Consider the following 14,907-nt stretch of genomic DNA (forward strand, 5'->3'; position numbering starts at 1 on the left):
CGTGAGCATCCTCGTTCCCACCCTCCCGGCCTCGGACCAGCTGCACCGCGACGCGCTGACCGTCCTGCAGCCCGGCTTCGTCGGCACCGAGCCGCCGGAGTGGCTGCGCCGCCACCTGGCGGCCGGCCTGGGCTCGGTCGCGCTGTTCGACCGCAACGTGGCCGACCTCGCCCAGCTCGCCGCGCTCACCGCGGCGCTGCGGGCCGAGAACCCCGACCTGCTGATCGCCATCGACGAGGAGTCCGGCGACGTCACCCGGCTGGAGGCGGGCTCCGGCTCGTCCTGGCCGGGCAACCTCGCCCTCGGCGCCATCGACGACCCGGCGCTGACCCGCGACGTGGCCCGCGAGCTGGGCCGCGCGCTGGCCGCCGCCGGCGTCAACTACAACTGGGCGCCGACCGCGGACGTCAACTCCAACCCGCGCAACCCGGTCATCGGCGTGCGCTCCTTCGGCGCCGACCCGGAGCTGTGCGCCCGGCACACCGCCGCCTGGGTGGAGGGCCTGCAGTCGGCCGGTGTCGCGGCCTGCTCCAAGCACTTCCCCGGCCACGGCGACACCGCCGTCGACTCGCACCACGGCCTGCCGGTCATCGACGTCGACCTGGACGTGCTGCGCTCGCGCGACCTGATCCCGTTCCAGGCCGCGATCGCCGCCGGCACCAAGGCCGTGATGACGGCCCACATCATGGTCCCGTCGCTCGACCCCAAGCTGCCCGCCACGCTCAGCCCGGCCGTGCTGCGCGACCTGCTGCGCGCCGCCCCCGAGGACGGCGGCCTGGGCTACCAGGGCCTGATCGTCAGCGACGCGATCGAGATGGGCGCCATCGCCGACACCTTCGGCATGGGCGAGGGCACCGTGCTGGCCCTGGCGGCCGGCGCGGACGCGATCTGCGTGGGCGGCGGACTGGCCGACGAGGACACCGTGCTGATGCTGCGTGACGCCATCGTGGCGGGCGTGCAGTCCGGCCGGCTCCCGGAGGAGCGGCTCGCCGACGCGGCCGCCCGGGTGCGCGCGCTCGGCAGCTGGGCCCGGATCGCGGCGCAGGGCGAGCGGCCGGAGGCGGACCTCGCGGTCGGCCTGCGGGCGGCCCGCCGGGCGCTGCGGGTGGTCCGCGCGCCGGGCCGGGAGGTGCTGCCGGTGACCGAGCGCCCGTACGTGGCCTCGTTCTCCTCGGAGCCCAACATCGCCGTCGGCGACGTCACCCCGTGGGGCGTGGCCGGCATGCTGGCCGACCGCTTCCCGGGCACCCGGACCCGCGAGGTCGGCTCGGAGGCCGCCGAGGCCGCGGTGCTGGACGCGGTGGTCTCCGAGGTGCTGGCCGAGGCCGACGGCCGCCGCCTGGTGCTGGTGGTCCGCGACGCCCACCGCCACGCGTGGATGTCGGCCGCGCTGGCCCGCCTGGTGGCGGCCCGCCCGGACGCCGCGGTGGTCGAGATGGGCCTGCCGCAGTCCGAGCCGTCCGGCGCGCTGTACATCGCCACCCACGGCGCCGCCCGGGTCTGCGGGCTGGCCGCCGTCGAGGTGCTCACCGGACAGTCGGGGGCGATCGGCTGAGTCCCCGTCGGACCGTCACACCGGGTGCCGCGAGGCGTCCGTCCCAGCGGGCCCGTCATGCGCATGTCGCATGGCGGGCCCGCTGCGTTCTCCGCCGCGTTCTCCGGCCGGAGCATGCCGGGTGACCTGCGACTTCGCGATCTGACGGTGTTCCCTCAAATCGGCCTTAAGGGAGTCTTAAGTTCTACCTAGGGTGACCGTCGCGCGACTGATCGCCACGCGGTACAACAGGTCTGCAACGGCCTTGGCTGCCTGGCCATTTGGCGTTGACACCAACTGTGGTCTAGGCCAGGCTCCACTTCATCCGGTTCGAATTTCAATTTCGCCGGATGTGGTATTGGCCCACCCCGAAGCTCTTCGCCGCCCCTCCCCGGACACCGTCCCGTCGGGCGCCGGCGCGCCGCCGGCGGGCACAAGCACTAAAACACCCTCGGAGGATGGCGTGAGAAAGCGTCGGTTCATGGCGACGGTCGGCATCATGGCGCTGGCCGCCGGACTGACGGCGTGTTCCTCGGGCGGCTCGGCGTCGGGCGACGCCAAGGCCGCCTCGGCGGACCCGAAGGCCGCGACCGGTACCGTCACGGTCTGGCTGATGGACGACGCCCAGAAGAGCTGGCCCGACCTCGTCCAGCGGGTCAACGACGACTTCGCCGCCAAGTACCCGAACGTCACCCTGAAGCTGGCCTACCAGGGCTGGGCCGACAAGGTGGCCAAGCTCGACCAGGCCATCACCGACGGCAACGCCCCGGACGTGGTGGAACTCGGCAACACCGAGACCATGAAGTACGTGCTGTCCGGCGCGCTGGCACCGGTGGAGCGCACCACCTTCGACAACTCCGACACCTGGATCACGGCGCTCGCCAACACCTGCACCTACCAGGACAAGCTCTGGTGCGTGCCCTACTACGCCGGCGCCCGGGTCGCCATCTACAACTCCGCGGCCTTCCAGCAGGCCACCGGCAACGCCGAGTTCCCGAGGACCGAGGACGAGCTGCGTGCGGCGCTCGACAAGATCGCGGACAAGAACAAGGCCGACCGGACGTTCTCCCCGATGTACCTGCCCGGCCCGTACTGGTACGCCGCGATGAGCTACGTCTCCGCGTACGGCGGCGCCATCGCCCGCTTCGACAGCGGCGGCACCTGGCACGGCACCCTGAGCGACCCCAAGTCCCAGCAGGGCATCACCCACTTCGTCGACCTGGTGCGCAAGTACAACAAGGGCGACCAGGCGGTCAACGAGCAGAACCAGTACGAGGCGATGGCCCGCGGTCACGCGGCGGCCTTCTACGGCAACGGCTACGAGGCGGCCAGCGTGGCCGCGCCGGTCACCGGCGACCCGAGCCTCAAGGACTCGGTGAAGATCGCCACCATGCCCGGCCCGGGCGGCAAGCCGCTGCCGACCTTCATCGGCGGCTCGGCCCTCGCCGTCACCGCGAAGTCGCCCACGGCGGCCCTGGCCACCGACTGGGTCCGGATGTTCACCAGTGCCAAGTCCGAGCAGGCGCTGGCCGACAAGGACATCCTGCCGAACAACCTCACCCAGCTGGCCCCGCTGAAGAGCAAGCCGGCCACCGCCGCCGCGGCCAACGCGGTGCCGGACGCCTGGTTCACCCCGCTGGCCCCCGGCTGGGGCCTGGTGGAGAAGCAGAAGATCCTGCCCGACATGCTGACCGCCATCCTGCGCGGCAAGTCGGTGGACCAGGCCACCAAGGAGGCCGACGCCGCCATCGACCAGCTGATCAACAAGGCCGGCTGAGCCGCCGGCCGCGCCGGGACGCCGGAGCCCCTCCCCGCACCGCCGGGAGGGGCTCCGCGCGCGCCGGCGGCCGCCGGACCTGCCGTGACCGCCTCCTCGGATGTGCCCCGGGCGGGCGGCCACCGTAGGATTGCCGCAGCATTCACCGCAGCGAGTGTGCGGACTCGCCGCCGTAGAGGTCCCCGCCGGGCATTCCCGCCCGGTCGGGGTGGAACCATCTCATCGGAGGCCCACCCACGATGTCCGACACGCAGACCGTCCCTGGCCGGATCATGGCGGCGGAGATGGCCGAGCAGCCGGCCGTCCTGCAGCGCATCCTCGACGAGGGCGCCCCCAGGATCTTCGAGATCGCGTCCCGGATCGCCGCCCGCAAGCCGCGGTTCGTCCTCCTGACCGCGCGCGGCACCTCGGACAACGCGGCGCTGTACGCGAAGTACCTGATCGAGATCCTGCTGGGCAAGCCGGCCGGCCTGACCTCGATGTCCACCACCACCGCCTACGGCGCCAAGCCGGACCTGACCGACGTGCTGGTGATCACCGTCAGCCAGTCGGGCGGCTCGCCGGACCTCGTCGCCTCCACCAAGGCGGCCCGCGAGGCCGGTGCCATCACCCTGGCGGTCACCAACAACGCCGGTTCGCCGCTGGCCGAGGTCTCCGAGTTCCACATCGACGTGCTGGCCGGCCCGGAGAAGGCGCTGCCCGCCACCAAGACCTACACCGCCGAGCTGCTCGCCCTCTACCTGCTGATCGAGGGCCTGCGCGGCGGCGACGGCGCGGCCGCCAAGGCCCTGCCCGAGCTGGCGGCCGGCATCCTGGCCCGCCAGGACGAGGTCAAGGCCCTGGCCGAGCGCTACCGCTTCGCCCAGCGCCTGGTCATCACCTCGCGCGGCTACGGCTACCCGACCGCCCGCGAGGCGGCGCTCAAGCTGATGGAGACCACCTACATCCCGGCCTCCCCGTTCTCCGGCGCCGACCTGCTGCACGGCCCGCTGGCCATGGTCGACAACGTCTCCCCGGTCATCGCGATCGTCCCGGACGGCAAGGGCGGCGAGGCGCTGCAGCCCGTCCTGGACCGTCTGCGCGGCCGCGGCGCCGACCTGGTCGTGGTCGGCCAGCAGGCGCAGGTCGAGGCCGCCTCGGCGGGCTTCGCGCTGCCGGCCGGTGTGCCCGAGGAGGTGCAGCCGATCCTGGAGATCCTGCCGCTGCAGCTGCTGGCCTACGAGGTCACCATCGCCCGCGGCCAGGACCCGGACGCCCCGCGCGCGCTCGCCAAGGTCACCGAGACCCACTGACGCGCCGCCCGGCCCGTCACGCCGGAGCCCCCGTCCACAGCGTGTGGACGGGGGCTCCGGCGTTCCTGCGTTCCGGGGTGCCCGCGGCGGGGGCGGGGGAGTCCGGGAAGCACTACGGGCCACGGTGCCGACACGGGACCCTCAACCCATGCGGCTCCGCGGCCCGGAGCTGTCGTCGGGCGCCGGTGACGATCGAGAACTGTGCGGGGTCCTCGTTCGGCGGCGTCCGACCGAGGAGCGGCATCGCGCGGTCAGGGCAGTTGCGCGGTCGCCTCTCCTTGGTGCCCTTCCATTGTGGACTAGACCAATCTGGGTTGTCCAGGCCTTGCCGGAAATTGGTCTGGACAACCTGGGGGAGTGGTGCGTGGCGCACGCCGGCGGGGGTGCGCGCGGGCCGTCCGCGCCCCCCTGGAGCTACGCTCGCCCTGTGCCCTCGCTGAACGAACTCGTCCGCCGCCACACCACCCTGACCGGTGCCGATGTGGAGTGGCTGCACATGCTGGTCTCGGAGTGGCAGCTGCTCTCCGACCTGTCCTTCGCCGACCTCGTGCTCTGGATCCCCACCTGGGACGGCATCCGGTACGTCTCGGTGGCCCAGATGCGCCCCAACACCGGCCCCACGTCCTACCAGGACGACATGGTCGGCCACCTCGTCCCGCGCGGCCGGCGCCCGCTGCTGGACGCCGCCTTCGACGAGGGGCGGATCGTGCGCGAGGGCGACCCGGAGTGGCGCGAGGAGGTGCCGGTCCGGGTGGAGTCCATCCCGGTGCGGCGCGAGGGCAAGGTGCTCGGCGTGATCGCCCGCAACACCAACCTGCTGACCGTGCGCACCCCCAGCCGGCTGGAGCTCACCTACCTGCAGAGCGCCTCCGACCTCGCCCAGATGATCGCGGCCGGCGCCTTCCCCTTCCCCGGCGTCGAGCAGGCCGACATGGACGCGGCGCCGCGCGTCGGCGACGGCCTGATCCGCCTCGACGCCGACGGCATCGTCACCTACGCCAGCCCCAACGCGCTCTCCGCCTACCACCGGCTCGGCCTCACCACCGACCTGGTCGGCAGCCACCTCGGCCGCACCACCGCCGACCTCGCCCCGCCCTCCCGGGCCGCCGTGCACGAGGCCCTGGTGAAGCTGGCGAGCGGCTGGGCCCCCCGGCAGACCGAGGTCGAGGCCCAGGGCGGCGTGGTGACCCTGCGGGCCATCCCGCTCAAGCCCAAGGGCACCCTGACCGGTTCCCTGGTGCTCTGCCGGGACGTCACCGAGCTGCGCCGGCGCGACCGGGAGCTGATGACCAAGGACGCCACCATCCGGGAGATCCACCACCGGGTGAAGAACAACCTGCAGACCGTCGCCGCGCTGCTGCGCCTGCAGTCCCGCCGGATGGAGTCGGAGTCCGGCCGGGCCGCGCTCGACGAGGCGGTGCGCCGGGTCGGCTCGATCGCGATCGTGCACGAGACGCTCTCCCAGGCGCTGGACGAGCAGGTGGCCTTCGACGAGATCGCCGACCGGGTGCTGGCGATGGTGATGGAGCTGTCCCAGGACGGCCGGGTGGCGACCCGTCGCAGCGGCAGCTTCGGCATCCTCTCCGCGGAGGTGGCCACCCCGCTCGCGATGGTGCTGACCGAGGTGCTGCAGAACGCCCTCGAACACGCGTTCGGCCCGAGCGCCTCCGGCAACCTGGAGGTCAGCGCGCTCCGCGGACGGGCGCCGGCCACCGGCATGGGCTGGTCGGACAGCTGGAACGGCGGGGCCCGCCCGGAGGAGTACCTGCTGATCACGGTGCAGGACGACGGCAGGGGCATGCCGGAGGGCTTCGACCCGCAGCAGGCGGGCAACCTCGGGCTGCAGATCGTCCGGACGCTGGCCACCGGGGAGCTGGGCGGCACCTTCGACATGGTGGCCGGCCCGAACGGCGGCACCAAGGTGGTCCTGGAGATCCCGGTGCGCTGAGGTGCGCCGGGGGCGCGCGTCCGGGCTGCGCGCCGGTCGCCCCGGGCGCCCCGGCCGGGAAACAGAAACGAGGCCCTGTCGACCGGGGGGGGTGGGTCGACAGGGCCTCTCAACCCGTTCCGGCCGTCGGGGGGAGTCGGCCGGAACGGGGGCTCTGGGTGGTGCGACACCTGCCGGTGCGTTGCACACGGTGAGCGCCACAGCTCCACAATATTGCTCTAAGTGAACAGTATCAAGTGGCTGAGCGGGCCGGTGTCGCGGGGCCTCGTCGAGCAAGGCCCTTGGTGCGGAAGGCTTCACCAGGAGGTGCAGGGGAAGCCTGTGATCATGTGTTGATCGGTGCTGCGGTTACTGCTGGTACTACGGCGTGTAATCAGGCGGTGCGGGCGCGGTTGCGGGCGGCACGGCGCTTCATGGCGCGGCGCTCGTCCTCGCTCATACCGCCCCAGACGCCGGCGTCCTGGCCGGTCTCCAGAGCCCACTGGAGGCACTGCTCCATGACCGGACAGCGGCGGCACACGGCCTTGGCTTCCTCGATCTGCAGCAGAGCGGGACCGGTGTTCCCGATCGGGAAGAACAGCTCCGGGTCCTCTTCGCGGCAGACAGCGCGGTGGCGCCAGTCCATGGTCGTCCAACTCCTCCTGCCGGCGGGGGTTGCCCGGTCGGCACATCGATGGTGGTCCTTGTGAATGTGAACGCTTTCACGAATCCCGCAACAGCAAAAGAGACCAAAGGCCCACCGGGCCCGGGAGGTCTGTGCTGGGGAGGGATTCGGCGATTCGAGGGACACCCCGCGGTCGGCCCCCCAGGTTTCGAGGGTTGCCGTCGCTGCGATGTGTCCCGATCGCCATGTAGAGGTTCGCAAACCTCGGGCCCGGATACAACCCCCTTCAGGAAGGAATTTTGGATTCTTCGGTGTCGCCTAGCTCACAGCCGGTACTTCTATGGAGTGAAGGGGGCTTGTGCGTTCGAGAAGAAGGGAGAAGGGCCCTTCTAGTCACACAATCACACGCAGTGCCCGCCGTACGCCTGTGAAACTGACGCGACTCCTGGATCCAAGGTGGTCCCCGTCGACCTGGAACGGGACCGGTTCCTCCGAAACCAAGGTGAAGTGACGGACGTCGTGATAGGAGACGACATGCTTCCCGGAAGGGCCGGACGGTGCGTCGTCGGGGCTCGAAGGACCGTGCGACCGCAGGATCTGACGGACCGTTCGAGCCGTGCCGAACGCCGTCATCCGGGTGATGCCGAAGACGTCGAGATCGGAGTCGAAGGAGGCACGCGGCGAGGGGTAGACGGGGCGGTTGCCCAGGAACGTCCACGGCGAGGTGTTGCTGACTATCGCCAGCACCAGGCCCGGCACCGGCTCGCGGCCCGCGAGCGCCAGCGAGACCGGGCCTGATCTGCGCTGCTCACGTTGGGTGACGAAGTGGCGGAGCGCCTGGGTGACGTAGAGCGCGTGGGTGGACTTGCGCCCCGCCCGGCGCTGCTCCTCGACCCGGCCGACCACCCCGGCGTCGAAGCCCAGGCCGGCGGTGAAGGTGAACCAGCGGTCCGGCAGCCCCTCGGTCATCGCCTTGCCCAGCCCGATCCCGCGCTCGCGCCGGTGCTCCAGCGCGTCCAGCAGCACGCCGGTGGCCTCCACCGGGTCGTTGGGCAGGCCCAGCGCGCGGGCGAACACATTGGTCGAACCGCCGGGGACCACCGCCAGCCGCGGCACCCGCTCGCCCGGACCGTGCGAGAGCAGCCCGTTGACCACCTCGTTGACGGTGCCGTCGCCGCCGAGCGCGACCACCAGGTCGACCGCGCCGTCCTCCGCCGCCTCCCGGGCCAGATCGCGGGCGTGGCCGCGGTACTCGGTCTGCGCCACCTCCAGCTTGAGGTCACTGCGCAGGGCGTGGATCAGGACGTCCCTGGTCCGACCGCTGGTGGTGGTCGCTTTCGGGTTGACGACCAGGAGAGCGCGCATGGGCCCAGCCTACGGGGCGGTACGGACCAACCGGCCGCTACCCTGCTGGAGTGACCGCAGAATCCTCCGCACCCGTACCCGCGCCCGGCGCCGGCCGGCCCTCCGCCCTCACCCTGGGCGCCGCCATCACCGCCGTGGAGGGCGCCGCGCTGGTCGTCGTCGGCGTCTGGGACATGGTTTCCGCGCTGTCCGGCGAGTCCAAGCAGCTCGCCCTCAACGAGTTCGGCGGCCTGGTGATCGTGCTGCTCGGCGTGGCGCCGGTGCTGGCCGCCAGGGCGCTGCTGAGGCTGCGCCGCTGGGGCCGCAGCCCGGCCGTGCTGACCAACTCGATCTGCCTGCCGGTGGCGTACTACATGTGGCAGAGCGGCGGGGCGATGGTCGCGGTCGGCACGGGCATCGGCCTGCTCGGCCTGGTCGGCATCGGCGCGCTGCTCAGCCCGAAGGCGACGGCGGCCCTCTACGCTCCGCACGAGGGCTGAGCGCGGAGGGCCGCCGCCTTCCACCACCGGGCGCGTTCTACTCCTCCACGAGGAGCTTCTCCCGCAGCTGCGCCAGCGTCCGGGCGAGCAGCCGGGAGACGTGCATCTGCGAGATGCCCACCTCGGCGGCGATCTGGGACTGCGTCATGTTCCGGAAGAACCGCAGCACCAGGATCTTCTGCTCGCGCGGCGGCAGTTGGGCCAGCAGCGGCTTGAGCGACTCGCGGTACTCGACGCCCTCCAGCGCCTCGTCGGTGGCACCCAGGGTGTCCGCGACGGCCGGCGACTCGTCGTCGCTGTCCGGCACGTCCAGGGACAGCGTGGAGTACGCGTTGGCGGACTCCAGGCCCTCCAGGACGTCCTCCTCGGAGATGCCCAGGTGTTCGGCCAGCTCGTGCACCGTGGGGGAGCGGCCGTGCCGCTGGGAGAGCTCGCTGGTCGCGGTGGTCAGTGACAGCCGCAGCTCCTGGAGCCGGCGCGGCACCCGGACCGCCCAGCCCTTGTCCCGGAAGTGCCGCTTGATCTCGCCGACGATGGTCGGCGTCGCGTAGGTGGAGAACTCGACCCCGCGCTCGTGGTCGAACCGGTCCACCGACTTGATCAGCCCGATGGTGGCGACCTGGGTCAGGTCGTCCAGCGGCTCGCCGCGGTTGCGGAACCGCCGGGCCAGGTGCTCGACCAGCGGGATGTGCATCCGCACCAGCTGGTTGCGCAGTTCGACGCGCTCCGGGGAGCCCTCGGGCAGCGCCGAGAGCCGCACGAACAGGGCCCGGGCCGCCTCGCGGTCGGGTGCGCCGGAACGCTGCGGGCCCTGGGCGGGCACCGCCGCGCGCAGCGCCTCCGCCGCCTCGGCGGCCTCCCCGGCGCCCTCGGCGTCCGGTCCGTCGTCCGGGTGGCCGGCGTCCGGGAGGTCCGCGGCCGACGGCACGGGCGGGGGCGACTGATCGGGCGACGACGACTGGGGCGTCGGCTCGGTCGGCTGGCTCATCCGGTGGGCGTCCTTCGGGTGCGCTTCGTCGTTGGCGGCGAGGCCGGGAACGCTCGCCTGGGTCGGTACGGCAGGGCCCGCCGTCGCGAGGCCGGTACGGTCCAGATCACTCACGGCCATTCCCCCGTTCCGTTCCGGGAGCACCGGGACCGCCGGCCCCGGTTCGTCTCGTTGGTCGTACCGCCGGGTGGTGGCGGTACCGGGAGCCGTCCGTCCGGCCCGGTGGTGCCGGGCGGACGGCCCTTGTTCGGTGCTGCTGCCGCGCTGCCGCGGCGGCCTAGTGGGCGGCGGAGCCGCCGCGCTTCTTGTGCAGGCTGATCGACACGGTCCTGTCCTCGGCGACCGCCGACTCGACCTCGCCCGCGAGCGCGGAGAGCACCGTCCAGGCGAAGGTGTCCCGTTCGGGCGCCCGGCCGTCGGTGGTGGGTGCCGAGACGATCACCTTCAGGGAGTCCCCGACCAGCCGGAACTCGCAGGAGAGGACCGAGCCGGGCACGGCCTGCTGGAGGAGGATGGCGCAGGCCTCGTCGACCGCGATGCGCAGGTCCTCGATCTCGTCCAGCGTGAAGTCCAGCCGGGCCGCGAGGCCCGCCGTGGCCGTCCGCAGGACCGAGAGGTAGGCCCCGGCCGCGGGCAGCCGGACCTCCACGAAGTCCTGCACTCCGGGCTCGCCGTCGATCTGGGACACCCTCACCTCCTGGGTGACGCGCTGTGCTTCCGGGCCGGTGGCCGCGGCACTGTCTGTTGCTTGGCTCAACTGCTTCGCCCCAACTGTCCAGAGGGGTGGTGCGGTACGTACCGGTCATACCCTTCGGGGGGTGGCCGGACGCCGCCGTCCGCCCGAGACGTTACCGCGTTCCTGCCCCGGTGCGGGAGTCACTCATGGTAAGGCATCGCGACGCAGGGTGGCAGTGGTCTGCACCGGGCCTGCACACGCCTGCGACGCGCGCCGTCCGTGCGCCGGTCTCAGCGGGCGCCGGCGGCGGTGAGCGCGTCCCCGGTGAGCCGGTACACGCTCCAGCCGTCCATCGGCACGGCGCCGAGCGACTTGTAGAAGTTGATCGACGGGGTGTTCCAGTCCAGCACCGACCACTCCACCCGGGAGTAGCCGCGCTCGACGGCGATCCGGGCCAGCTCCAGCAGCAGCGCCTTGCCGTGGCCGCCGCCGCGGGCCTGCGGACGGACGTAGAGGTCCTCCAGGTAGATCCCGTGGGTGCCGCGCCAGGTCGAGTAGTTGAGGAACCAGAGCGCGAAGCCGACCGGCTCGCCGGTGCTGTCGTCCTCGGCGACCAGGCCGAACAGCGCCGGGTCGGTGCCGAACAGCGCGCCGTGCAGCTGCTCCTCGGTGGCCACCGCCTCGTGGGCGGCCTTCTCGTACTCCGCGAGTTCGCGGATCATGGCGTGGACGACGGGGACGTCGGCGGGGAGGGCGGTGCGGATCATGGCTCCGAGCCTACTGGGCCGGTTCGTTCTCGTCCCAGACCTGCACGGACGTCTGGTCGGCGATCCGTCCGTCGCGCAGCTCGGCGGTGGAGCTGACCAGCACCCGGACCCCGTCCGGGTAGCGGCAGGACTCCAGGAAGGCGAGGCGGTCCTCCTGGACCACCACCTGCTCCAGGGTGTGGCTCATCTCGCGGCCGTAGAGGTCGTCGAGCATCGCGCCGATCTCGGCCCGGCCGTGCATCACCAGCGGGTGGCTGGGCTGGGTCTTGCGGTCGACCACGCGCAGTTCGGCGTCGTCCGCGTAGAGCGCCAGCAGGGCCCCGGCGTCGGCGCGCTCGATGCCCTCGCGCAGGGCCCGGACGTCGAAGGCGGACGGTGCGGCCATGGTGGTCATGTTCTCGCTCCTCCGGTCGGTTCCGTCGGCTCGTACTCTTGAGCGTACGCCGGTCGGAACCGGCCGCGGGGCGGGCCGGACGGCGGCCGGGAGGGCCCCGCTCAGCGGGCCGGGACGGTCCGCAGGTACGCCGCCAGGGCGGTGATCGCGGCCGGGTTGCGCGGGCTCTCGACCAGGTCGGCGTAGTCCAGGACGAAGATCCGGTCGTTGCGCACCGCCGAGACGCCGGCCAGCGGCGGGAAGGACTTCAGGAACTTCCGCTTCGCCTCGGCGTCCGGGGTGCCGTAGTTGTTGATCAGGATCACCTCGGGGTCGCGCTGGACCACGCTCTCCCAGCCCACGGTGGTCCAGGAGTCGGCGACGTCGCCCATCACGTTCCGGCCGCCGGCCCTGGCGATGATCTCCTCCGGGGCGGCGAAGCGGCCGGAGGTGTACGGCTTGTCCTCGCCGCTGTCGTACAGGAAGACGCCCGGGCGGTGCACGGGCTCGGGGACGGCGGCGATCTGCTCCTTGAAGCCGGCGACCAGCTTGTCCGCCCGGTCCCGGACGTCGAAGATCTCGCCCAGGTTGGTCAGGTCGGTGTAGAGCGCGTCGAGCGGGGACATCACCCCGCGCTCCGGGCCCTTGCCGCTGCGGCAGGACTCGCTGAGCACGTAGGAGGCGATGCCCAGGCCGGACAGGGTCTGCGGGGTGAAGCCCGTCCCCTCGTCGAAGCCGTAGTGCCAGCCGGCGAGGACCAGGTCGGCCCCGGCCTCCAGCACGGTCTCCTTGGTGACCCGGTCCTTGGAGAGCCAGGGCGCGCGCTGGTAGGCGTCCTTCCAGGCGACCTCGTCCACCCGGCCCTTGTCGTCGGGCATCACGTAGCCGGCCATCCGGTCCTCCAGGCCGAGGGCGAACATCAGCTCGGTGATGCCGACGTCGTTGGTGACGGTGCGGGCCGGCTTCTCCGCGAAGGTGAGCTCGACGCCGCAGTTGCGGACGGTCACCGGGTAGTGGGCGGAGGTGGCGGCGGCGCCGTCGCCGCGCGGGGCGATCTCGGCGCCGCAGCCGGTGAGCGCGAGGGCGAGCAGGGCGGCGGCGGCAACGGCCTTGGTGCGCATGGGAGGTCCTCGGGGGAAGCGGTTCGGCGGGGCGGGGGCGGGTTACGGCAGGCGGTCGAGGAGCAGCTGGACGGCGCCGGTGACCGGGTGCCGCACGGGCGTCGCGCGGACCTTGAACACCTCGGCCAGCAGGTCGGGTCCGAGCACCTCGGCGGGCGGCCCGGAGGCGACGATCCGGCCCTCCACGAGCACGTGGAGCAGATCGCAGTGCCCGGCGGCCAGGTTGAGGTCGTGCAGCGCGGTGAGCACCGTCGGCCCGGCCTCCCGGACCAGCGCCAGCACCTCCAACTGGTGGGCGATGTCCAGGTGGTTGGTGGGTTCGTCGAGGACCAGCAGCCGGGGTTCCTGGACCAGCGCGCGGGCGATCAGCACCCGCTGCTTCTCGCCGCCGGACAGGCTCAGGAAGCCCCGGCCGGCCAGGTGGGCGGCGCCGACCCGGCGCAGCGCCCCGGTGCAGAGCTCCCCGTCCCCGGCCGACGGCCCGGCCAGGGCGCCGCGCCGGTGCGGCAGCCGGCCCATGCCGACCACCTCGGCCACGGTGAAGTCGAACTCGGCGGAGTGCTCCTGCGGCAGCGCCGCCACCCGCCGGGCGGACTCGCGCGGTGCGAGCGCGTGCAGGTCGTCGCCGCCGACCAGGACGGCGCCGGCGGCGGGCCGCAGCGCCCGGTAGACGCAGCGCAGGAGGGTGGACTTGCCGCTGCCGTTCGGGCCGATCAGGCCGACCACCTGGCCGGCGGCGGCGTTCAGCGTGACGTCGTGGACCAGCCGGACGCCGGCCAGGTCGACCGAGACCCCGTCGACGGCGAGGTCCAGGGCGCGGGCGGGCGCGGTCACCGGCCACCGCCGAAGGAGTAGCCGCGGCGGCGCATCAGCAGCAGGAAGCAGGGCACCCCGACGGCCGCGGTCACCACGCCGACCGGCAGTTCGGCGGGCGCCAGCAGGGTGCGGGAGACGATGTCCACCCAGACCAGCAGCAGCGCCCCGGCGAGCGGTGCGACCAGCAGCACCCTGCGGTGGCCGGCGCCGACCAGCATCCGCACCAGGTGCGGGACCATCAGTCCGACGAAGCCGATCGCCCCGCTGACGGCGACCACGGTGCCGGTGACGGCGGCGGTGACCACGAACAGTTCGCGGCGCAGCCGGTCCGGGTCCACGCCGAGCGAGGCGGCCGTCTCGTCGCCCATGGCCAGTGCGTCCAGCCGCCCGGCGGCGCCGGCCAGGTGGGCCAGGCCGGCCAGCACGGTGACGGCGGCGATCGGCACCGAACCCCAGGTGGCGCCGCCGAGGCTGCCGAGCAGCCACATCATGGCGGAGCGGGCGGCCTCGCCGCGGGCGGCGGCGAAGACCATCAGCGCCGTCAGCGCGGAGAAGCCGTAGGACATCGCGGTGCCGGTGAGCACCAGCCGCAGCGGGGTCAGGCCGTGGGCGGTACGGGCCGTCAGATAGACCAGCACCATGGCGAGCAGGGCGGCGGTGAAGGCGGAGACGGAGATCGCCCAGACGCCGAGCGAGGCGAAGGCGCCCATCATCAGCACGGCGTTGGCGCCGACCGAGGCCCCGGAGGAGATGCCGAGCACGAACGGGTCGGCGAGCGCGTTGCGGACCATCGCCTGAACGGCGACCCCGGTGGCGGCGAGTCCGGCGCCCACCACGGCGGCCAGCACGGCGCGCGGCAGCCGGATCTCCCAGACGATCGCGTAGGCGGCGGCCTCGTCGGCCTCCAGCCTCCCGCCGGTCAGCCCGGCGCGCAGCAGCCGCAGGACCTGGCCCCAGCCGAGTCCGGAGGAGCCGACGGCGACGGCGCAGACCAGGGAGGCCAGCAGCGCGACGGCGAGGGCCGCGGCCAGCGGGACGGCGGGTGTTCGGCGCGGGCCCGGCGGGGCCGCGGCGGTGGCCGGTGCGGTCGCGGTGCTGCTCACTGGTGCGCGCCTTGCCTCGGGCCGCGCACGGCGCGGGGCGGCGCCCCCGGGCGCGGGTGTGCCG

Annotated in this window: 14 protein-coding genes; 5 read left to right on the forward strand and 9 right to left on the reverse strand. The window is 73.0% G+C overall.

From position 1 onward, the window contains the following. The first annotated feature begins 1 nt into the window (after position 1). The 4 genes from ACF1AK_RS21625 (at position 2) to ACF1AK_RS21640 (ending at position 6,551) form a co-directional block, all read left to right on the forward strand. Positions 2 to 1,555 carry a glycoside hydrolase family 3 protein gene (locus ACF1AK_RS21625; protein ID WP_391500442.1) on the forward strand — a complete coding sequence of 518 codons (1,554 nt, stop codon included), beginning with the start codon at positions 2 to 4 and terminating at the stop codon, positions 1,553 to 1,555. Between the two features lie 460 nt (positions 1,556 to 2,015). Continuing rightward, complete coding sequence (locus tag ACF1AK_RS21630) at positions 2,016 to 3,311, forward strand: extracellular solute-binding protein (protein WP_391500591.1); 1,296 nt, start codon at positions 2,016 to 2,018, stop codon at positions 3,309 to 3,311. Between the two features lie 239 nt (positions 3,312 to 3,550). Next, positions 3,551 to 4,603, forward strand: coding sequence for an SIS domain-containing protein (locus ACF1AK_RS21635; RefSeq protein WP_391500443.1), 1,053 nt, complete (start codon positions 3,551 to 3,553; stop codon positions 4,601 to 4,603). 427 nt (positions 4,604 to 5,030) lie between these two features. Then, positions 5,031 to 6,551, forward strand: coding sequence for a sensor histidine kinase (locus tag ACF1AK_RS21640; RefSeq protein ID WP_391500444.1), 1,521 nt, complete (start codon positions 5,031 to 5,033; stop codon positions 6,549 to 6,551). 373 nt (positions 6,552 to 6,924) lie between these two features. Here the strand turns inward: ACF1AK_RS21640 and ACF1AK_RS21645 are convergent, their stop codons facing one another. Both ACF1AK_RS21645 and ACF1AK_RS21650 read right to left on the reverse strand, forming a co-directional pair. After that, positions 6,925 to 7,176, reverse strand: coding sequence for a WhiB family transcriptional regulator (locus ACF1AK_RS21645; protein WP_014138019.1), 252 nt, complete (start codon positions 7,174 to 7,176; stop codon positions 6,925 to 6,927). A 372-nt stretch (positions 7,177 to 7,548) separates the two neighbouring features. Continuing rightward, positions 7,549 to 8,520 carry a diacylglycerol/lipid kinase family protein gene (locus ACF1AK_RS21650; RefSeq protein WP_391500445.1) on the reverse strand — a complete coding sequence of 324 codons (972 nt, stop codon included), beginning with the start codon at positions 8,518 to 8,520 and terminating at the stop codon, positions 7,549 to 7,551. A gap of 50 nt (positions 8,521 to 8,570) precedes the next feature. Here ACF1AK_RS21650 and ACF1AK_RS21655 point away from each other — a divergent pair, with 50 nt between their 5' ends. Further along, entirely contained in the window at positions 8,571 to 8,999 is a 429-nt protein-coding gene (locus tag ACF1AK_RS21655; RefSeq protein WP_391500446.1) for a hypothetical protein, read from the forward strand. Between the two features lie 37 nt (positions 9,000 to 9,036). Here ACF1AK_RS21655 and ACF1AK_RS21660 read toward each other — a convergent pair whose 3' ends face one another. The 7 genes from ACF1AK_RS21660 to ACF1AK_RS21690 form a co-directional block, all read right to left on the reverse strand. Next, complete coding sequence (locus ACF1AK_RS21660) at positions 9,037 to 10,101, reverse strand: RNA polymerase sigma factor SigF (RefSeq protein ID WP_391500447.1); 1,065 nt, start codon at positions 10,099 to 10,101, stop codon at positions 9,037 to 9,039. Positions 10,102 to 10,264: 163 nt separating this feature from the next. Beyond that, positions 10,265 to 10,675, reverse strand: a complete 411-nt coding sequence (locus ACF1AK_RS21665) for an anti-sigma regulatory factor (protein WP_350562734.1) — start codon at positions 10,673 to 10,675, stop codon at positions 10,265 to 10,267. A gap of 278 nt (positions 10,676 to 10,953) precedes the next feature. Continuing rightward, positions 10,954 to 11,430 carry a GNAT family N-acetyltransferase gene (locus ACF1AK_RS21670; protein ID WP_391500448.1) on the reverse strand — a complete coding sequence of 159 codons (477 nt, stop codon included), beginning with the start codon at positions 11,428 to 11,430 and terminating at the stop codon, positions 10,954 to 10,956. A gap of 10 nt (positions 11,431 to 11,440) precedes the next feature. Beyond that, positions 11,441 to 11,824 carry a nuclear transport factor 2 family protein gene (locus ACF1AK_RS21675; RefSeq protein WP_391500449.1) on the reverse strand — a complete coding sequence of 128 codons (384 nt, stop codon included), beginning with the start codon at positions 11,822 to 11,824 and terminating at the stop codon, positions 11,441 to 11,443. A 101-nt stretch (positions 11,825 to 11,925) separates the two neighbouring features. Beyond that, the gene (locus ACF1AK_RS21680) at positions 11,926 to 12,924 is read right to left on the reverse strand and encodes an ABC transporter substrate-binding protein (protein WP_391500450.1); all 999 of its coding nucleotides are present in this window, start codon (positions 12,922 to 12,924) and stop codon (positions 11,926 to 11,928) included. A gap of 42 nt (positions 12,925 to 12,966) precedes the next feature. Next, entirely contained in the window at positions 12,967 to 13,737 is a 771-nt protein-coding gene (locus ACF1AK_RS21685) for an ABC transporter ATP-binding protein (RefSeq protein WP_391500592.1), read from the reverse strand. Between the two features lie 17 nt (positions 13,738 to 13,754). Continuing rightward, positions 13,755 to 14,843 (reverse strand): FecCD family ABC transporter permease, encoded by a 1,089-nt coding sequence (locus ACF1AK_RS21690; protein ID WP_391500451.1) that lies wholly within the window; start codon positions 14,841 to 14,843, stop codon positions 13,755 to 13,757. Positions 14,844 to 14,907: the final 64 nt, after the last annotated feature.

This window comes from Kitasatospora sp. NPDC015120 (genome assembly GCF_043080305.1).
Taxonomy (GTDB): domain Bacteria; phylum Actinomycetota; class Actinomycetes; order Streptomycetales; family Streptomycetaceae; genus Kitasatospora.